Here is a 20,251-nt window from a genome sequence, read left to right as displayed (position 1 = left end):
GTTCTCTTTACCAACTTTTTGTGAAATCATAGTATTTACTACCAAAACAAACCTTTTAATACTATTCTGCGTTTCAGTTTTACAACTCAAATAAATACATTTATAAAACCTGTTATTTAGGGAAAGAGCAACTGATTTTTTAATCAGGTTGTTTGGAATTTTGTCATGCTAAAGCATGACGAAATGGAGAAGCAAGAGGGTAACACGCAGAACGGTGTTACTTATTTGATTTGTTAGCGCAATCTCTTTAAAAACAGGTGATTGAGGTTTTTTTTAAAAAGAAGTGTTTTTGGTTTTTTAGTAAAAAATGCCGTGAACCCAGTAAAACCAATGAATTTTTTTACTAAAAAATGGATGAAGGATACGAAAAAGAGAAATTTGAAACATTTAAACTAAAGGCATCTGTAGCAATGAAGTTTAGAAAGTTTTGCAAGAAATTTTCCAAATCGCAATCGATGACATTACTTTCAATGATGGATTTTTTTGAAATCAATGAGGTATCGCCAAACGAGCGTTTGGGCGAAACGTTTTCCAGTTTAAAGCATCAAATACAAAAGCGATTTAATGCAGTTATTGCTATCATTCGTGACATCGAAAAGAGTCAAATCAAACCCACTACAGCAATGTTGCAACAATTATTTGAACAAGCTTCTACAGATGTAGAAGAAAAGGAATTCGATTTTGGTACACCCGAACTCATTTCAGAAAATGAAGAACTCATCTATTATCGAGAAAATTATTTCAAAATTCAGGAGCAATTCAATACAACGCACAACCATTTTGAGGAATTAATGGACAAGATAAAATATGTAAAAGGAAGTTTAGGAAGTAACTACTTCAAGTTAGAAATAACAAGAGAAGAATACGGAAACTTAAAACAAAAATTAAATAATGTACGTAACTATAACAGCACAACAAACAGGTGAGAATTTTGCCCAAAGTTCGGTTGACTTTGTGAATTATCTCGAAAAGGAAAATGAGGGTAAAACCATTGAAGAACAAGAGCATTTCTTTAACCAATATAGTGAAGAAATTTATGCTGAAGAAGTTATTCGTGAGATTGATGGCAACAAAGCAAAGCTTAAAAGAGATGAGCCAAAATTCTATTCCATTACGGTAAATCCAAGCTCAAGAGAACTAAAGCATTTACAAAACAGTTCTGAAGATTTAAAAGCCTATACCAAAGAACTGATGAAAGAATATGCGAAGAACTTTAACCGAGAAATAAACGGACGCCCTGTAAATGTAGATGATATAAAATACTATGCTAAAATTGAACACAAACGTACCTATAAAGGAACGGATAAGGCTATTATCGAAAATCAATCGTATGCAACTAAAATTCTTGAACTGAAAAAAGATATCCGAAAAATTGAAGAAGGAAACTTGCAAGGAAATAAGAAAGCGCTGCAAAAGAAAATCGCCAAACTTGAACAAAAAGCACTGCATAAAATCAAAGGAAAACGTATTGTAAGAGGCATGCAAAAGGAAGGTTTTCAAACTCACATTCATATTATTGTAAGCCGAAAAGATATGAGTAACAAATACAGTTTGTCACCAGGAAGTAAATACACAGCTTCCAATACTAAAATGCACGGTAAAGCTGTAAAGCGAGGCTTTAATCGAAACAATTTTTTTAAGAAAGCCGAAGAAGTTTTTGACAAGCAATTCAAGTATAAGCGTAATTATGTAGAAACCTATAAAGCACGAAAAGCATTTATTAAAAACCCTAAAAGATATTTTGCTAGTATTATGGGATTGCCAACCAATCAAAAAGTTGTGGCGTTTAAGTTGTTGGGTAAATCTGGAGTAAAAATTCCATTGATGAATATTCCAACCAATAAAGCACAATTAGCCTATAAACTTTTCAAGAAATTAAAACAAACCATTGATAGAGGTATTCAATCAAGTTCTATTGGTGTATGAGTTGGACGATGGCTCATATCATTTTATATGTTGTAATTCCTGTCTTGGTGCTAGGAATGATAATCTCTGTGTATTTATTTTCAGATGAAAAATCAAAGGAGATTAAAAAGTACCAGGTTCACTTTAAATTGAAATTAGGAAGACTTAAGATTGACAATATTAAACGCGGCGTTTCCATAATCGGTTCTGCAGGTAGTGGAAAAACGGAAAGCGTTGTTTATAATTTATTACAGCACTTTGCCAAATACAACTTCTGCGGAATTATTCACGACTATAAAGATTTTGAATTGACCGAAATCGCCTATCCTCTTTTTAAGGACAACGATGTTAATTTCTATACTATTTCATTCGATAAGATTCATCAAAAAGTGAATCCTATTGCACCAAGATATTTACCTAACGAAGAAAGTGTGAATGAAGTTTCCAAAGTCTTAATTGAAAATCTACTAGAACAAAACTTATCAGAAGCCGCTGGTAGTTCAAAGTTTTTTGCTGATGCCGTTGAGGGTTTGTTAAGCGGTTTGATTTGGAAATTAAAGACATCCTATCCAGAGAAATGTACATTACCACATTTAATAGCATTGTATCAAACGATGACTACTAAAAAATTAGTTGCTTTTCTAAAATCAGACTTTACATCCAGAGCTATGGCAAGTGCTTTTATTAACGGTATAGAATCTGAAAAACAAACCGCAGGTGTAAAAAGCACCTTGGCCAATGCCTTTAAAAAGATAAGCTCTCAAAAAATATTTATGGTTCTGTCAGCTGATGAAGTGCCTTTGGACATCAATAGTCCAAATAATAAAGCTGTCATTTCAATTGTAAACAACCCTCGATATGAATCTGTTTACTCACCTATTATAGCAACTATAATACATACGGTGATTAAACAGATGAGCGTACGTAACCGAGAATCATCATTCGTCTTGATGGAAGAAGCACCAACTATTAAGTTACTCAATATGCATCGTATTCCAGCAACATTGAGAAGTTATGATATTGCCACTATTTATGTAATGCAGGACAAAATTCAGAACGATATGCTATATGGTGATAAAGCAAGTAAAGCCATATTAAGTAATTTATCGTATCAGTTTTTCGGCAAAGTAAATGATCCCGATACAGCCAAGTATTACGAACGGTTCTTTGAAATTATTAAGAATTCAACTAGAAGTGTTAGTAAAGGAACTGGACTTTCTTGGGATGCGAGAATTACAAAAGGCGAAAAAGAAATTCCAAAACGCAGAGCAGAAATCTTTTTCAAATTAACACAAGGTGAGTTTATTGCTTTTGCAGATGGGAGGGACAAAAGAATTCAATTAAAATTACAAGTTATTCTGAGGGAACTTCATAAACCAAAAATCCAATATTCAAATAAACTAACTCAGTTGAATTTTAAGACAATCTATAGAGAAATTAGTTATATCGATAATAAATAATATCTCCGTTTGTATAAGTCTCCTAATACTATTAGTTTTCAGAAACAAATAAAAGAAGAAGATATTTAGTCATAAACACAAAACTCTTTGAGAGCTAATAAAAATTACTTCCGGGCAGAAACTATTTTAAAAAAAAGTAAATTGCGCACATGTTAGAAGTTGAGGATATAATAAATATATTAACATTGGGTGGAGCTTTTATGCTTGGCTTACTCTTTTTTACAGTAAGCTCAAGTAATAAAGGAAATATATTTCTAGGACTATTTTTATGGAATATAACTTACATGCTATTAAAGGGTGTGTTGGAAGATCTTCATGAAATTAACTTACAGTTTAATGGGTTATTATTTATTCTTGTTTTTCTATTTTTGTATCTAATAACAACAATTAATAGACCTTTCAAAAAATGGTATTTATTGTTGTTCATTCCTGGTATTATTCATAATTCTGCAAATTTTACACCTAGTATAAGTGAAAATGATTTTTTTCAATTTATAGATTTATTAGATCTTTTTTATGTTTTTGAACTTGTCCTGATCATATACTTTTTCAGAATTTTAAAGAAACATAGAATTAAGTTGAATAATTATTATTCAAATATGGAACTTAAAACACTTTCTTGGTTAAAGGTTCTTGTTTTTTTGGTTTTATTACTACATTTTTCTTGGACTATTGAGGGGATTATTCCAGAAGAGAATGAAATTTTAGAAACGATTTCTAATAGTATTCCTGCATTAATAATGTTCGGTATGGTTTATTGGATAGGGTTTAATGGATTTTCTCAATCAGAAATATTTAAAGATGGTTTCTTTTCCAATGTGAATACTGAAGATAAAAAAGAGTTAAACACAGCTAATTTAGATATCACAATAGCAAAATTTGAATTATTAAAAGAAAAAATCATTATCCAAAGACTTTATGCAAAACATAATCTTTCTTTAAGAGATTTAGCTTTTAGTGTTAATATGAAAGAAAAAGAGATTTCTTCACTTATAAAATTACATACTGGAACCACATTTTATCACTTTATAAATGGTTTTCGTATTGAAGAATTTAAAAGAAGTCTGAATTCTTCCAAATCTGCACAATTATCAATTTTTGGGCTTGCTCAAGAAGTTGGTTTTGCTTCTAAGTCAACTTTTTACAATGCATTTAATACCGTTGAAGGGATGACCCCAAAACAGTACCAATCAACACTAAAAGAGTTCGATTAACGGCAAACGGACTCCTTCTAACATTTTTTAAGAATATAAATATAGATCATTACGTTCTTTTGCAAAAAAACAAAAGTAAATGAATGTAAGATGCTCTCTTTTTATCACTCATTGCTTTTTTATTTCCGTTAGGAAATGCACAAAAAGTGAACCTATTATATGGTGAGTATTTTTTATTGTTAATTTTTTTACTAAAAAAAATAGACTTTCATTAATTCATTTTGTTTTAAAACAACTTAATTTTTTTGCACAAAGCAATAGAGTTTAATTAAAATATAGTAAAAGGTTTGATGAATTTATTTTAAAGTAAGGTGATTTAAAAGGTAAATAAATATGCAAAAAAATGAATCAACAGATAAAAAATGGTGAAGAATAGTAAACTAGAAATCAAAGTAAATGATAAATTTAAGAATATAAGATTAAGGTTATTTTTACCTCCTGTTTCTTTATTGTTTATTATTACTTTTATTCTTTTAAAAGAAAGTTCTTTTTCTATCGAAGGATATGTGAAAATACAAAAAAATATATTCTTCTATCTAAATAGTGAACTATCTGAGTTGCCAATTTTACAGTTCAACTTGACTCAATTAGGAGATGCGCTAATATCTTTATCATTATTAAGTGTTTTTATTGTTTATACGCCAAAGCTTTGGGGCGCTTTATTAACGTCCTCTATAATTTCACTTATAGTATCATTTTTATTGAAAAAAATATTTGCTGTTCCAAGACCTTCAGGAATGTTTGATACCAATAACTTCGTAGTTATAGGTAAAACACTTTCTGGTTCTACAAGTTTACCATCAGGACATAGCATAACTGTTTTTATAGTAGTTACAATATTATTGTTTGCTTTTATGCCAAAAGGACTTGTACCTAAAATAATATGTTTTGTTTGTTTTCTTACACTAGGCGCTGTTATTGCTTTTTCTAGGGTTGGAGTAGGAGCACATTACCCACTTGATGTTGTAATTGGGAGTATTATTGGTTACATAGTTGCATTAATTGGTATTATTATAAATAATAAGGTTAATTGGTGGAATTGGATTCAAGATAAAAAATATTACTCTATTTTTATCTTGTCTTTAACAATTTGTGTATTTGCTATTATTAATAAAATATTAATGAATAATTTGTTGATATTCTATTTTCCTTTAGTCTCTATATTCATAACGTTATATTTAATGATAAAAACCTATGTTAAAAAACAATATAAAATTAAGTCATTTTATATTAATAATTAGTTTTGTTAATTTATTTCTATATCACCTGCCTTTATTTCAGTTTACTTTTACTAATATAGATTATAAAAGTTTAAACGGAATAATGATAATCGTTAGTTTAGCAACTTTAACATTATTTTTAAACACATTTGTTTTTTATATAGTGTTTTTTATATCTCGTATACTTGGTAAGATACTAATAATTTTACTTTTTTGTATAAATAGTATTGCGGTATATTTTATAAATACTTACAGTGTTATAATAGATAAAACAATGATTGGTAATGTTCTTAATACTAGATTTGTAGAGTCTAGTAGTTTCTTGTCATTTAACTTAATAGTTTATCTTTTTTTTTTAGGAATAATACCTGGCATATTTATTTTTAAAATTAAAACGATAAAAGTAAATTTTATAGTTTTTTTAAGACAAATTATACTAGTTTTTATTTTCATTGGAATACTTGTTTATGTAAATTCTAGTAATTGGTTATGGATTGATAAACACTCAAAAACATTAGGAGGCTTAGTTATGCCATGGTCTTATATTGCGAATACTTCCAGGCTTTTTTATCATAAAAATCAAGAAAATCAAAAACAAATATTATTACCAAATGCGACTGTAAAAGATAATAAAAAATCTATTGTAGTTCTTGTAATTGGAGAATCAGCAAGGAGCAAAAATTTTTCATTATATGGTTATGAAAAAAAAACAAATCCATTGCTGTCAAAAATTAATAATATTTATAGTTATAAAGCAAACTCAAGTGCAACTTATACTACAGCAGGTGTTAAATCTATATTAGATCATAAAAATACTAATAGTTTATTTGAAATATTGCCAAATTATTTATTTAGAAATGATGTAGGTGTTATATGGAGAACTACTAATTGGGGAGAACCAAAAGTTAATATAAAGGATTATCAAACGAGAGAAGATTTAAAAAATATAAATGGAGAAAAAAAATATAGGGATGAATATGATGAAGTATTGCTTAATGGTTTAAAAGAGCAGATATTAGCTAATAGTAAGAATAAAATTTTAGTGGTTTTACATACCAGCACAAGTCATGGACCTACATATTATAAAAAATACCCGTCAGAGTTTAATGTGTTTACCCCGGTTTGTAAAAGTGTAGAGTTAGGGAAGTGTACAAAGGAAGAGCTTATGAATGCATATGATAATACTATTCTTTATACAGATTATATTCTTGCGAAATTGATTGATGAGTTAAATAAAATTGATGAATATAACAGCACAATGTTTTATGTATCTGATCATGGTGAGTCTCTAGGAGAAAAAAATTTATATATGCATGGAATACCTATAAGTATAGCACCAAAGGAACAGTTAGAAATCCCATTTATAGTTTGGTTATCGGATAATTCCATGAGACTTAAGAATAATGAAATTTTATCACAATATAATGTTTTTCATAGTGTTTTAGATTTTTTAGCGATAGAAAGCCCTATTTATAATGAAAACATGAGTATTTTTAAAAAATAATTATTTTACATATACATTCATAATATTTAGTTGTGTTTTTCATAAGAATTTTACCGAAAACTTTATGGAAAACAAAATATATCTTTAAGAGATTTAACATTTAGTGTTAATCTGAAAGAAAAAGAGATTTCTTCACTGATTAAACTACATTTTATCACTTTAAAAAGAGATTTCTATCGCTAAAGAATTTAAAAAAGTGAGAATTCTTTCAAACCAATACAATTATCAGTTTTTGGGCTTGTTTAAAAAGTTTTTCTCATAAAATGTTTTTTTTCAGTGTGTTAAGTCTATTCTGATGATGGTTCTAAATAGTGCCAATCAACACTAAAAGAGTTCGATTAACGGCAAACGGACTCTCTCTAACACTTCCTTAAGAATAAAAATATAGATAGCTACGTTCTTTTGCAAATACAAAAAATGAACGTATATGAAACACCTTTTTTTATCACTACTAATTTTCTTTTTTATTTCCGTAGGATATGCACAAGTAAAATTTACTATCAGCGGAACACTTAAAGATCAAAGCAATGGAGAAACACTTCTAGGAGCAACAATTTTTTTAAAAGGCACATCAATAGGAACAACTACCAATGAGTATGGTTTTTATTCCTTGACTGCACCCAAAGGAAATTATGTATTAATTGTTTCATATATAGGCTATAAAACAATTGAGAAAGAAATTGAACTTGATCAAAATGTAAAATTTAATAGTGAATTAGATGAAGATACTGGTGAATTAGATGAAGTTATAATTACTGCAGGAGAATTAAAAAAAGTTAATTTAAGAACTCCACAAATGAGTGTTGCAAAGTTATCATCAAAAGCCATTAAAAAAATTCCAACAGTATTTGGAGAAGTAGATCTAATTAAAGCCATACAGTTGCTGCCAGGAGTTACTAATTCTGGTGAAGGAGCATCGGGATTCAATGTCCGTGGTGGGGCTGAGGATCAAAATTTAGTTTTACTAGATGAGGCCGTTATCTATAATTCATCACATTTATTTGGTTTCTTTTCTGTCTTTAATACAGATGCAATTAAAGATATTAAACTTTATAAAGGAGGCATTCCTGCTCGTTTTGGAGGAAGAGCCTCTTCTGTTTTAGATATTCGACAAAAAGATGGTAATAGCAAAGATTTCAAATTTTCGGGTGGTGTTGGGCTTATATCAAGTAGACTAACCGTTGAAGGGCCTACTTTTAAAGATAAAGGATCTTTTTTAGTATCAGGTAGGTCATCTTATGCGCACTTATTTATGAAGTTATCAAGTGAAACCAAAGATAATAGTGTGAAGTTTTATGATTTGAATTTTAAAACTAATTACAAGGTTAATGAAAACAACAAACTGTATTTATCAGGATACTTTGGAAACGATGAGATTAAGTTTGGAAAATCTTTTAATAACTCTTATGGTAATCTTATAGGAAACTTACGTTGGAACCATCTTTTTAGTGATAAGCTATTTTCTAACTTATCATTAATTTATAGTAAATACAATTACAATCTTCAAATAAAAACGCTAGGGCTAGATTGGAAATCGGATATTAAAAATTACAATTTAAAATATGATGTTGGTTATTATTTAAATGATACTTATAAAATCAGTTTTGGTGCTAGTGGTATTTATTACAATTTCAATCCTGGTCAAATAAATCCGTTAAACGCTAGTTCTGGGATCAACAAACGAAAGTTAGATGATAAATTTGGATTGGAAACAGGGATTTATGCTGATTTAGAGCATAAAATTTCTAATAAACTAACAGCACAATATGGTATTCGTTATAGTAATTTTGCACGACTAGGAAAACAAACATTAGATAATTATGCCAATAATTTACCAGTCGTTTATAATTCAAATTTAGGAATTTATGAACGAACCAGTCCTATTACTCAAACAACATATAATAAAGGAAAGATCATAGCGTCTTTTGGGAATTTTGAACCTCGTTTGGCACTTTCTTATCAGCTAAATGAAAAATCATCTATAAAAGTAAGTTATAATAAAATAGCACAATACTTGCACTTAATTTCGAATACCTCATCGGCAACGCCATTAGATGTATGGGCACCGAGTGGAAAATTTATAAAACCACAGATAGCCAATCAATATGCGGTAGGCTATTTTAGAAATTTTAAAGAGAATATGTTTTCTATTGAGGCAGAAGCCTACTATAAAACAATAGATAATCGAATAGATTATATAAATGGCGCAGATTTAATAGCGCAGAATAACATAGAACGAGAAATCTTAATTGGGAAATCTAGATCTTATGGATTGGAATTATTACTTCGTAAAAACAGAGGAAGTTTTACAGGTTGGATTGCTTATACACTTTCTAAAGCCCAACAACAAACACCCGGAGGAGCAGCTGGTGGTTTGGGAATTAATAATGGAAAATGGTACAATACCCCTTATGACAGAACCCATGATATATCTATCACAGGAAATTATGAATTGAATGAAAAATGGAGTTTTGGAACAAACTTTGTTTTTCAAACAGGTCGTCCAGTTACCTACCCAAATGGACAATTTCAGTATAATGATCTTTCAATACCTATCTATTCAAAAAGAAATGCAGATCGTTTGCCCGCCTATCATAGGTTAGACATATCTGCAACACTTACTCCTCGAAAAAACAAAAAGAGGAAATGGAAAAGCGAGTGGGTATTTGGTATCTATAACTTATATGGGCGTAAAAATGCGGCTTCTATTTCATTCGGGCCGAATGAAAACACTAATGTAAATCAAGCAACACGAACTTCTATTTTCGGAATTATGCCAGCAATTACTTATAATTTTAAATTTTAATACAATGAATATTCTATATAAACAAATAAGTGTTTTATTTATCACAACGCTTCTTTTAATCTCTTGTACAGAAAAAATTGATATAGCTGTACCAAATGGCGGAGCAAGATTAGTTATAGATGCATCCATTGGTTGGGTAAAAGGGACTACAGGTAAAAACCAAATCATTAAACTAAGTACTTCAACTGCTTATTTTGATGCAAATCCCAATACACCAGCTACAGGAGCAAAAGTTAAGGTAATAAAAGAAAATGATGGTACTGAATTTGTGTTTCTAGATCAAGGTAATGGAAGTTATATTGCAACTAATTTTATTCCTGAATTGAATCAAACCTATGTATTAGAGATTGTTTATAACAGCAAAACCTACTCGGCAACTGAAACCTTAATTCCGGTAGTAGATATTACAAAAGTTGAACAGACCATAAGTATGGAAGCAAATGAAGAAAATGTAAAAGTTACTATTTATTTCAATGATCCTGCCAATGAAGCAAATTATTATTTGGGAGAATTTGTTCCTTCGTTTAATCCGTCTCTTAATTTACAGCCTTTAGAAGATCGTTTTACAAATGGAAATCAAAATTTCATGGAATTTGAAGATAAAGATTTAATAACAGGAAGTACTCTGGTTATAAGCTTATACGGAGTCTCTAAACAATATTATAATTTTATCAATCTATTATTGCGTCAGTCTGATTCAGGAGGAGGAAGTCCATTCCAAACAACACCCGTACAACTAAAAGGCAACTGTAAAAATTTAGCAGACCCAAATGAAGAGGTGTTAGGGTATTTTAGGTTAGGTCAGGTTGTTCGAACTACATATACCATTAATTAACCTCTCCAAAAAAGTGTTGTAGGCTGTTAGCTAGTTTATTTAGTTGGCAGTCTAACAACCACAAATATTAATTTAAATATATAAACAAATGAAATATTATTTTAAAAAAGTAACCCAACTTATTGTATTGATAGGAATTTTTACTTATCAATCTTGTAGTACTGATGATGGTACTACTACTCCAATTATTACAGACCCGGTTAATACCGAGCTAATTACCAAAAGAAATGAACAGACAGCTAACCATATAGCTGTTTATGGAACTTCTACAGTTAGCCAAGAATCTTATGATAGGGTATATGCAGATATAAAGTCTGTTATGGATAAAATGGATGATGGTATAAGACAAGGTATGTTAAATGCAAATGCAAAAATGTTGGTTGTACAAAATGAAGAAGAGTTAGAAAGCAATATTAATTATTTTATGACCTTTCTACCAACTGAGTCCATATATACCAATAATGGTGGCACAGATGAATCATTACCATCTTCGACAGGTGTAGGGTTATCTAACACAAAGCTTGAATTAATGTATCTCTGTGTATATTATTCTTTATTAACTGAATCTAATTTAACAGCAGAATATGATGAATTAAAAAAGGCTTATGAAGAGGCTGTAAGTGCTAACATCTTTGCACCTGCGGCTGCTTATGTTGATGGCTTTGTTGACGATATTCATCAAAACGCATCAGATAATAATGCCCTAAAATATGGTAGTTATCTGTTTAATCTATATAAACTATACTTTGGCAATGATAGTGGTCAGGCTGGGGAATTCACTATAACAACTAAAGCTCAGCTGCAAGCCCAAAATCCTTTGGGTTACAATTTTATAAGTACTTATTTCAATTTATAAAAAACAAAAATCATGAAAAAAACGTTTTTAAACAGATTGCTAGTATTATCAATAATATTAACCACCGTATCGTGCTCAAATGATGATGGCACTACAACAACAACTGTCGTGCCTGAGGTTACAAATGAAGTTTTAGGAATAGAAGCAGTGCCGTCATCCTTAGGTAGCGAATACACTACAAATTTCGATCGCTATACAAAGGTCGTTACCCCAAATGGCGGCAACATACATATTGTTGCTCAAAATAACTTGACAAATGAACAAATAGTAAGATGTAGAAGTATTTTAGAGCACTATTTGAAGAATTATGAAGGCTCAGTATATGGCAGCGATAAGAGTGCGGTAGCCAATAAAATGGCAGAAAATAATGCTGTATTAACATTGTTGAATGGACAAGATGACGGAACCAACCCTGTTAATGTTAATGGGCAAGCGCTTTTTCAAAATGAAATACAGGTAGAAGGGCATTCATGGTATATAAATCAAGATTACACACATAGAGATGCTGCTTTTGAAGAAATTTTACACTTTGTACACGATAATGGTATTGGTGTAGATGGTCCAAATACACAGCCTGGTGCGGCTCCAGCTTTTCAAGCTGAAATAAGAGCAGCGCAACAAAATGCATTATCAAATCAGATATGGGCTGTCGGAGATTTTGTTGATATAATTGCAGAATGGACACAAGAAAATAGTTTAAGCCAAGAATATTTAGCATCAGTAATTGATTCTTATTACGGGTTGTGGGGCGCTTGGACCGGGAGTAGTACACATGGCATGTGGGGCGGATATGTAGCTAAGGATAGAAACGAAATTGCAAATGAAGATCCTCAAGGAGCGGCATTGATGGATAATAAATTCTTTCATCCATATCTAACTTATAATGCTAGAATTGATACCACATTTGAAGGGATTTTTTCTTTAAAATTTGATCAGAGCATACCATATACTAATCATTCCAGGTATTTAAAGGACATTACTTTATTAGGAGCAAAAAACACCAATGTTAGGGTTAATGAATTGGATAATGATATTACAGGTAATGAAGGCGTCAATACAGTATTGTTTTCAGGAAACAATAGTGAATATACTATTACTACAGCTTCAGGCGTAACTACTGTAACCGATAATACGGCGGATAGAGATGGTGTAAATACCTTGAGAAGTATTGAAAAAGCACAATTTTCAGATCAAATAATAAATTTATAAATGAAATATATGAAGAAGTTCAAATTAATTTTAAGCAGTATACTTTTAACAAGCATAATGTCATGTTCAAGTGATGACAACACAACAACAACACCTGCAACAGGTTCAATAGATCCGGGAAATGACCCTAACTTTATCATAGTTGCGAATTCAGAATCTTCTACTTTACCAACTTTTAACAGGAAAGTGATTGTTTTTGGAGTAGACATTTATGCCGCTTCAGGAGTCGAAGACGCCAAATTATTACATGCGGCGAATATTATGGCGCAATATCTTGATAATGATGAAGATGGTGTGGTAGATAACCAATTGGTTGTTGATAAAATGATAGAAAACAAGGCCCTTCTGTATATGTGGAAAACGGAAAGTGATCATCCTTCTGATGTTCCAGCTGGTAGAGAAGGACAAGATTTGGGCGCTGATGAAACTGTTCCAGCGTGGCATACCAATGGGCACACAGGTAGATTTGATGCGTCATTAGAAGAAGTATGGCATATTATTAACTTTGCTGGACACGCAAAAGCTTACCCAACGGTATTTGGTTTTGGAGCAGGATCAGAATTAGCTAATGCCATGGATATAGCAAGAGGAGGTCACTTTATAACGATACCTAACCCTTACCCGTCTGCTGCCTGGTATACATATGATGATGCAACTTGTGAATATGCAGATTGTATGACAATTGAATATATGTATTGGGCTATGTCTTCAATATTAGGTGCACAAGAAAACAGGTTGAGCGATATAGGTCATGAATGGAAACCGAATACAAATGCCTTAATGCAAACTACAGATGTAGCGATGTATGCATTATTAACAGATCCACAGTATAAGTTTCCAACTGTATTACCAGATGGCACCTATAAACATTAATCATAAAAATGTTGAGGGCTGTTATCAAAAGTATAGATTGATTAATAGCAAAATGATAGCAGCCAATCTCAACCACAAAAAAGGTAGGAATAAAAATAATTATAACTTTTTAGTAATTCTATTTTACTTGAAAATACTGTCGAGTAAACCTGTATATTACTTTAAAAACGAATATATGAGATTTAAAATCATATAAAACACGGGTTGTTTTAATACTAAACTTTTAATAAATGGGAAAAGAAACAATCGGGCAGATTCTAAGATTTTGGATGGGAATTACTGTTTTGGTACTAGCCTTTGCTATTATCTATTTTTCAAATGCGCTTTTAAAAGTAAATAAAAACCTTCCTTCTATAGTCGATCAGGTTACTTTAATCAACAAAAATATTGATACAATAACCAAAAAAAGCATTCCCAATATTTTAAAGACAATTCCAGAAATAACAGCTCAAATAGATAACGTTCAATCAAAAATTCCATTAATCATTAATGAAACTCAAAATATAAGAGAAACAACAGTTCCACAGATTTTAAAGGAAGTTGAAAACGTTAATAAACAAATACCAAGTATTTTAATGCGTATAGATAGTATTAATTCTAAAGTACCTAGTATTACTACATCAATTTCTGAAGTTATCATAACTGCTAATCAAGCATTATCTAGAGTTGATTCCATAAACAAACAGATTCCAGAAATAATGGCCACTATTAAAATCACCAATGATTCAATAAGTAATTATATGGTACAAGCTAAAGTTTTAGTAGAAGAAGCTAATGAAATTGCTAATTCAGCAGGAAGAGATGCTACTAAAGGGTTTTTAACAGGTATTATATCTACGCCTTTTGATATTACCAAAGGTATTGGAGGCTTTATTTTTGGGAGGAACAGTAATGTAAATGATGAAGATATAAAAGTTTTAGATACCGAAATAAAATCTTTTTTAAATAAGAATAGTAACGAAATAGAAACTCTATGGCAAAATTCTAATACGAAAACTTCTGGAAAAATAACTGTATTAAAAACGTTTACCAAAAAAGGAAAAACGATAAAAAAAATGAAGGTTACGATAAAGCAATCTAATAATGACGATAAAGAGAGAAGTGATAATGTATACTTTTTTAGAAAAGAAGATGGAAAATGGAGTTTTTGGAAATAACTTTATGTAGATTACATCTAGATCATTTAAGATAATCAATTATTAATGTATTCCAGTCTAGATGCAATAATATAGAAGATTTATGCGAAACCTATCAGCGGATTCAACAATTACAAGAACTACTATTGGAAAAACTACAAATTAGAGATCTAACATAATTGTTGAGTACTTTATAACTTGCTTTTAGAAGCGATTCATTATTGTTTATAAATAAAAGTTGTATGTTACAACTTTTATTTATATGTTTGTCTCATAAATCTTTATATCGCTAGGTTATAGATATAAAATCGATAAATTATTAGATGTAGATCATTAAAATATTTTTACTCATCACTGTGGAAGATATTGGGGTTTAAAAATAGATCTATTACCTTCTCTTAAAGTAGGTTACCACAGTCAAGCGTTGCTATATGCTTGATTGTTAACGTGCTTAAAACACTTCAACAATTCAAGCTTTAAACCCAACTAAATTATTTGGTTGACTTAATAGATGTTAAATATGAAGTGTTTAAATTTTTTCAATTGCCTACTAGTACCACCTTAAACTTGTTATAAGACTAATTAATATGGAATTAGAGATAAAAAACTAACAACAATTATTTAAAGAAATAAAAATAATGAAAACAATAAAACTACTTTTATTCGTGTTTTTTTTAAGCCTAGTTACACAGCTTTCTTTTGGGCAAGTTAAAAAAATCATAGGAACGGTTATAAATGATGAACAGATATTACCTGGGGTAAATATAATTGTTAAAGGCACCTCTAATGGAGTTCAAACAGATTTAGATGGAAGATACTCAATCGAAGCACAAGTTGGAAGTGTTTTGGTTTTTAGTCATCTAGGAATGAAGTCCTTAGAGGTTGTTGTGTCTGGCCAAACAGTAATAAATGTTACTTTAGAAAGTGATAACAATACACTAGATGAGGTTGTTGTAGTTGCTTATGGTACACAATCAAAAAAGAAACTTCTACAAAGTATATCAGTGATTGGACAAAAGGAACTTGAAGATTTGAGAGTTATATCTCCTCAAGAAATGCTTCAAGGTCAAGCGTCAGGCGTACAAGTAATTAATTCTTCAGGAGTTTTAGGAGCTTCAACAGCTATTAGAATTAGAGGTACTGCCTCAATTTCTTCCGGAGGACAACCGTTAATTGTAATAGATGGTGTTCCTGTAAATGATGGAGTTACAGTAGATGGTGGTGGTGCTAATCCGTTGCCTCTAAATCCTTTATCGGACATTGATCCAAGTACTATTGAATCTTTCTCTGTATTAAAAGACGCTGCTGCAGCTGCTATTTATGGTTCAAGAGGATCAAATGGTGTTGTTTTAATTACTACTAAAAAAGGCAAAAAAAATCAAAATACTAGAGTTAATATTAATACTTCAACATCTTGGTCAAAATTAACAGATATTCACGATGTGATGAATGGCACTCAGTTTAATGCATTTAGGTCAGAATTTGCAAGTGCAATTTATCCTTTTCCAACACCACCAGAATTTTTTGATGAAAGAGAAGAGTTTGATTGGATTGATGGCGTAACTAGAACAGGTTTTTCAAAAGATTTAAGTTTTGATGTTTCTGGAGGAAATGAGAGAACCACCTATTTTCTTGGTGGGAGCTATAAAGATGAAGAGGGGTTTATTATCGGAAATAGTTTAAGAAGATATGGTATACGCTTAAATTTAACTCATGATGTGAATGATTGGTTACATGTAGGCGCAAATATAGGGCTTACAGATACGTATACAGATCTTGTACCTACTGGATTAGCGAGCGGAGTCCCAATAACAATTGCTCAATTATATCCACCTCATGAGCTGCCAAGAGATACAGATGGTAATTTTTTGCCGAAAAATCCTGCACTAGGTAATGTGATTGCTACTGAGGCTTTAAATAAAAATGACTTACTTAACTATAGAACTCTTGGAAATATTTTTGCAGAAATTGATTTACTTAAAAGCATTAAATACAAAACTGATTTTGGTGTTGATATAGGAAAAATAGAAGTGTTAAATAGAGTTGCCGAATTTAATAGTGTTGGGATTAGAGGGTTTGCATCTAATTCGATAGACCAACAAAAAAGATTTACGTTTACTAATACTTTAAACTACAATAGAACTTTTAACAATGTGCATAGTGTAAATGCTACTATTGGGATGTCTTTTGAGAATTTTGAAATAAAATCACTAGGTGTTTCGGGAAGCGATTTTTTAAGCGATGATCTTATCAACGTAGGGTCTTCTGAAGTTTCAACTAGAAATGGAGCCAATAGTAGAAGTGAAAGTAATTTAGTTGGTTTATTTGCTAGAGCAGGATATAATTATATGGGGAAGTATATTTTTGAAGGTTCAATACGAAGAGATGGATCTTCTAAATTTGGAAAAAATAATAGGTATGGTAATTTTTGGGCTATAGCAGGAGGATGGATTATATCAGAGGAAGATTTTATGCAAAACTTAAATTGGGTAAATTTTTTAAAGTTAAAAGTAAATTATGGTACGTCTGGTAATGATCGAATAGGTAATTTTAGTTTTTTAGCTGGTTTTGGAACAACTGGTTATAATGGAGCGCAGGGTGTATCTCAATTAAGTGCGGCTAATCCAGATTTAAAATGGGAAAAATCAAATTCGTTTGATGCAGGTTTAGAATTTCGATTATTTAATAGATTAAACTTGAATCTAGATTACTATGTTAAGAGAACAGAAGATTTGATCTTAAATCAACCTATCCCGTTTACTAATGGAGGCATAGGAAGTATTCTTAAGAATGTTGGAAATATGGAAAATAGAGGTGTGGATTTAGATATTAGCGTAGATGTTTTTAAAAATGTAGATTTTACTTGGAGATCATCTTTAAATCTTGGCTTTAATAAAAACGAAGTTTTATCACTTCCAGGTGCATCAAAAGATGATCAAGGCAGAGAGTTTATAGGTACAGGTATATCTCGTATAATACAAGGGTTATCTGTTAATACTATTGTTCTACCAAGATATGTTGGAGTAAATTCTGAAACAGGACATGCAGAATGGTTGGATGCAAATGATAACCCTACAACCAATTACGATCAGGCAAATAGAGTAGTTGTTGGAAATGGAGATCCTGATTTTACAGGTGGTTTTACAAATAATTTTCGGTATAAAAATTTCAATCTTAATTTTCTATTTAATTTTAGTGTAGGTAATGATATTTATCTTGACAACATGGGGTTTTTAGATAACGCCGCTGTGTTTTTCGCTAACCAAAGAACTGCTGTGTTAAATATTTGGAGGCAACCAGGAGATGTTAATGCACATGTGCCATCAGCAACAAGCCCAACTTTTTATAATTATACCAATCAGTCAACTCGTTATTTAAAAGATGGTAGCTACGCTCGTTTAAAAAATATAACACTTAGTTATAATTTGCCAAAGAAAATTTCAAATGAAATAGGGTTTACTAAAGTTAAACTATACACATCTGCAAGAAATGTATTAACTATAAAGTCTGATGAATTAAAAGGAATTGATCCAGAACTTACGACGGCAATAGGGAATACAGGTGTAGGAGTGCTTGGTTATTCTCCACCTCAATCTAAATCTTATACATTAGGTATAACATTAACTTTTTAAAACTATAAACATGAAAAATATACTTAAATTATTTTCAATTTTTCTCGTGTTCTCATTTTTATCTTGTGATAGTAAATTAGAATTAACACCAGAAGATCAATCTACACTATCTATTACGTTCTCGAATGCGAGAACAACAGAAGGAGCGCTAAATGGGATATATGATTTATTACAAGGATATAATGTTTTAAATGGTGGATTGCAAATGATGGGAGAATGGCAAGCAGATAATAATGACTTTGTAGGTACTTTTGTAGGGTTTACTCAAGTTTATAACTATAGCATCCCTACTAATCATGATGAAACATTGGGGGTTTGGCAAAGCCATTATGCTGCTATTGGTGCTGCAAACCTTGTCATAAAATTTACACCTTTAGTAAATGATGTAAATTTTAGTGATACGGCTAAAGATAATTTTGTAGCTCAAGCTAAATTTTTAAGAGCTTTAATGTACTTTAATTTAGCTAACTGGTATTCGCAACCATTACAAATGCCTGGTAGAAGTACTGGAGCGGTTCCTTTAGTTTTGGAACCGTTTGAAGGAGAAGTGAATTTTCCATCAAGAAACACTTTAAATGAAGTTTACACACAAATAGAAACAGATTTGCTTGAAGCTTTACCTGATTTAAACAATTTTGACAACTCTAGAGCTACAAGAGGTGCCTGCTTAGCATTTTTAGCACGGTTATATTTATATCAAGATAGGAACGCTGAAGCAGCAGATTTTGCCAATCAGGCTATAAATGATATAGATTTTGCTTTGGCTCCAAATTACGATTTTTATAACACGACTAGTCCTGAACATTTTTTTACATTAGTAAATACAACTTCTGATGGCAGTAATATACAAGCTAGTTATGAAGATTTAAATACCCCAATAAACCCAGATCCTAATGGTATACGAGGTATAGGAAGGGGGGATACTCCTATTAGTCAAAATTTAATTGACGCTTATAATCAGGAACCAGACGATTTAAGGTTCTCTTCTTTAACCCAACAAGGAGCTACTTTTGGCGGTATATTTAGAACATTTACAAATAAATTTTCAAGAACAACAACACAAAGTGATAATGCACCGGTATTTAGAGTTACTGAAATGTATTTAACAAGAGCTGAAGCTAATTTTAAGGAGGGAATCTCTATTGGAGCAAATCCTGTTGATGATATAAATACATTGAGAAATCGAGCTGGGCTAGTAAGTTTACCTGTGATCACGTTAGATGTAATATTGAATGAACGTAGAAAAGAGTTAGCTTTTGAAGGTCACAGGCGTATGGATTTATTAAGGAATAATATGGCTTTAAGAAGACCAGGGATGCCTAATGAAACTGAATCTCAACCAACATCAACAAATAAGGTGATTTTTCCAATTCCTGAAAGAGAAATTGAATTGAATACAAATTTGGCACCAAATAACCCTCCATATTTGTAGTAAGGCCTCAATATTCCATATTTCTGTTTTGAATTAGATTTTTAAAACCTAATATTAATTAAAAATATCAGAAATAAGGATGTTATACCAAACAATTTTGAGATTTGAGTTAGTTATAAAGGCCTGTAGACATATTATGTTTATGGGTCTTTTTTCATACAAAACCAAA

Annotated in this window: 14 protein-coding genes; all 14 read left to right on the top strand. The window is 30.9% G+C overall.

The genetic code is table 11. From position 1 onward, the window contains the following. Positions 1-350 precede the first annotated feature (350 nt). The 14 genes from Q0881_RS09190 to Q0881_RS09125 all read left to right on the top strand — a co-directional run bounded on the left by Q0881_RS09190 (position 351) and on the right by Q0881_RS09125 (position 20,082). Complete coding sequence (locus Q0881_RS09190) at positions 351-926, top strand: BfmA/BtgA family mobilization protein (RefSeq protein ID WP_299159268.1); 576 nt, start codon at positions 351-353, stop codon at positions 924-926. Then, on the top strand, positions 892-1,926 hold the full coding sequence (gene mobB / locus Q0881_RS09185; RefSeq protein ID WP_299159265.1) for a MobB family relaxase: 1,035 nt from the start codon (positions 892-894) through the stop codon (positions 1,924-1,926). The genes Q0881_RS09190 and mobB overlap by 35 nt, the downstream gene beginning before the upstream one ends. Next, on the top strand, positions 1,923-3,365 hold the full coding sequence (locus tag Q0881_RS09180) for a type IV secretion system DNA-binding domain-containing protein (protein ID WP_299159262.1): 1,443 nt from the start codon (positions 1,923-1,925) through the stop codon (positions 3,363-3,365). The genes mobB and Q0881_RS09180 overlap by 4 nt, the downstream gene beginning before the upstream one ends. 149 nt (positions 3,366-3,514) lie before the next feature. After that, positions 3,515-4,579 (top strand): AraC family transcriptional regulator, encoded by a 1,065-nt coding sequence (locus tag Q0881_RS09175; RefSeq protein WP_299159259.1) that lies wholly within the window; start codon positions 3,515-3,517, stop codon positions 4,577-4,579. A gap of 362 nt (positions 4,580-4,941) precedes the next feature. Then, the gene (locus Q0881_RS09170; RefSeq protein WP_299159256.1) at positions 4,942-5,820 is read left to right on the top strand and encodes a phosphatase PAP2 family protein; all 879 of its coding nucleotides are present in this window, start codon (positions 4,942-4,944) and stop codon (positions 5,818-5,820) included. Beyond that, a complete protein-coding gene (eptA, locus tag Q0881_RS09165; RefSeq protein ID WP_299159253.1) occupies positions 5,774-7,303 on the top strand; it encodes a phosphoethanolamine--lipid A transferase EptA in 1,530 nt (509 codons plus the stop codon). Before Q0881_RS09170 ends, eptA begins: the two co-directional genes overlap by 47 nt. A 427-nt stretch (positions 7,304-7,730) precedes the next feature. Then, a complete protein-coding gene (locus Q0881_RS09160; RefSeq protein ID WP_299159250.1) occupies positions 7,731-10,109 on the top strand; it encodes a TonB-dependent receptor in 2,379 nt (792 codons plus the stop codon). 4 nt (positions 10,110-10,113) lie between these two features. Beyond that, positions 10,114-10,944 (top strand): DUF4249 domain-containing protein, encoded by an 831-nt coding sequence (locus tag Q0881_RS09155; RefSeq protein WP_299159248.1) that lies wholly within the window; start codon positions 10,114-10,116, stop codon positions 10,942-10,944. Between the two features lie 88 nt (positions 10,945-11,032). After that, positions 11,033-11,800, top strand: coding sequence for a hypothetical protein (locus tag Q0881_RS09150; RefSeq protein ID WP_299159245.1), 768 nt, complete (start codon positions 11,033-11,035; stop codon positions 11,798-11,800). Positions 11,801-11,812: 12 nt separating this feature from the next. Next, positions 11,813-13,009: a hypothetical protein gene (locus tag Q0881_RS09145; protein ID WP_299159243.1), complete on the top strand. Its 1,197-nt coding sequence runs from the start codon at positions 11,813-11,815 to the stop codon at positions 13,007-13,009. Positions 13,010-13,018: 9 nt separating this feature from the next. Next, entirely contained in the window at positions 13,019-13,882 is an 864-nt protein-coding gene (locus Q0881_RS09140; RefSeq protein WP_299159241.1) for a hypothetical protein, read from the top strand. Between the two features lie 230 nt (positions 13,883-14,112). Beyond that, positions 14,113-15,039, top strand: coding sequence for a hypothetical protein (locus tag Q0881_RS09135; RefSeq protein ID WP_299159239.1), 927 nt, complete (start codon positions 14,113-14,115; stop codon positions 15,037-15,039). Positions 15,040-15,656: 617 nt separating this feature from the next. Then, positions 15,657-18,650: a TonB-dependent receptor gene (locus tag Q0881_RS09130; RefSeq protein WP_299159237.1), complete on the top strand. Its 2,994-nt coding sequence runs from the start codon at positions 15,657-15,659 to the stop codon at positions 18,648-18,650. A 10-nt stretch (positions 18,651-18,660) separates the two neighbouring features. After that, positions 18,661-20,082, top strand: a complete 1,422-nt coding sequence (locus tag Q0881_RS09125) for a RagB/SusD family nutrient uptake outer membrane protein (protein ID WP_299159235.1) — start codon at positions 18,661-18,663, stop codon at positions 20,080-20,082. The last annotated feature ends 169 nt before the right edge of the window (positions 20,083-20,251 follow it).

Source organism: uncultured Tenacibaculum sp. (assembly GCF_947494125.1).
Taxonomy (GTDB): domain Bacteria; phylum Bacteroidota; class Bacteroidia; order Flavobacteriales; family Flavobacteriaceae; genus Polaribacter.
This window is presented reverse-complemented; position numbering and strand designations above follow the sequence as displayed.

What these genes read in the sequence shown, in the direction of transcription:
- Q0881_RS09125 (WP_299159235.1), top strand. Translation starts at nt 18,661, where the DNA reads ATGAAAAATATACTTAAATTATTTTCAATTTTTCTCGTGTTCTCATTT.
- eptA (WP_299159253.1), top strand. Translation starts at nt 5,774, where the DNA reads ATGTTAAAAAACAATATAAAATTAAGTCATTTTATATTAATAATTAGT.
- Q0881_RS09155 (WP_299159248.1), top strand. Translation starts at nt 10,114, where the DNA reads ATGAATATTCTATATAAACAAATAAGTGTTTTATTTATCACAACGCTT.
- Q0881_RS09175 (WP_299159259.1), top strand. Translation starts at nt 3,515, where the DNA reads ATGTTAGAAGTTGAGGATATAATAAATATATTAACATTGGGTGGAGCT.
- Q0881_RS09170 (WP_299159256.1), top strand. Translation starts at nt 4,942, where the DNA reads ATGGTGAAGAATAGTAAACTAGAAATCAAAGTAAATGATAAATTTAAG.
- Q0881_RS09190 (WP_299159268.1), top strand. Translation starts at nt 351, where the DNA reads ATGGATGAAGGATACGAAAAAGAGAAATTTGAAACATTTAAACTAAAG.
- Q0881_RS09180 (WP_299159262.1), top strand. Translation starts at nt 1,923, where the DNA reads ATGAGTTGGACGATGGCTCATATCATTTTATATGTTGTAATTCCTGTC.
- Q0881_RS09130 (WP_299159237.1), top strand. Translation starts at nt 15,657, where the DNA reads ATGAAAACAATAAAACTACTTTTATTCGTGTTTTTTTTAAGCCTAGTT.
- mobB (WP_299159265.1), top strand. Translation starts at nt 892, where the DNA reads ATGTACGTAACTATAACAGCACAACAAACAGGTGAGAATTTTGCCCAA.
- Q0881_RS09160 (WP_299159250.1), top strand. Translation starts at nt 7,731, where the DNA reads ATGAAACACCTTTTTTTATCACTACTAATTTTCTTTTTTATTTCCGTA.
- Q0881_RS09140 (WP_299159241.1), top strand. Translation starts at nt 13,019, where the DNA reads ATGAAGAAGTTCAAATTAATTTTAAGCAGTATACTTTTAACAAGCATA.
- Q0881_RS09135 (WP_299159239.1), top strand. Translation starts at nt 14,113, where the DNA reads ATGGGAAAAGAAACAATCGGGCAGATTCTAAGATTTTGGATGGGAATT.
- Q0881_RS09145 (WP_299159243.1), top strand. Translation starts at nt 11,813, where the DNA reads ATGAAAAAAACGTTTTTAAACAGATTGCTAGTATTATCAATAATATTA.
- Q0881_RS09150 (WP_299159245.1), top strand. Translation starts at nt 11,033, where the DNA reads ATGAAATATTATTTTAAAAAAGTAACCCAACTTATTGTATTGATAGGA.